1 protein-coding gene is annotated in these 273 nt (G+C 36.3%); it reads right to left on the bottom strand.

Annotated elements, in window-relative coordinates; all coding sequences use genetic code 11:
* Window positions 1–273 (bottom strand): hypothetical protein (locus SB786_RS36260; RefSeq protein WP_410731581.1); only part of this gene is annotated, 273 nt, incomplete at both ends.

Here is a 273-nt window from a genome sequence, read left to right as displayed (position 1 = left end):
CAACATGTGAAGCTGCACAAACAGGAGTTGTTGAAAGGCAAACATTAGAATTTACTTTTCCGAATCCGGGAAGGGTAGAGTCTAAAATTTGGTCATCTTTAGAATCCTGATCCAGAATTTTTTGGTCACTTACCATAGATAAAGCGAAAATATCACCATTTGTTTGATGGAACATCACTTTTTCTCCGGTACTCGGAGCATACATTCCAGTTACGATATTGTCATATTTTGAGAATACTAAATCGGATTGTGGTTCGTTTTCAATTTTGTAGA

Origin of the sequence: Burkholderia sp. SIMBA_062 (assembly GCF_046534765.1) — a bacterium.
GTDB lineage: Bacteria > Pseudomonadota > Gammaproteobacteria > Burkholderiales > Burkholderiaceae > Burkholderia > Burkholderia ambifaria.
This window is presented reverse-complemented; position numbering and strand designations above follow the sequence as displayed.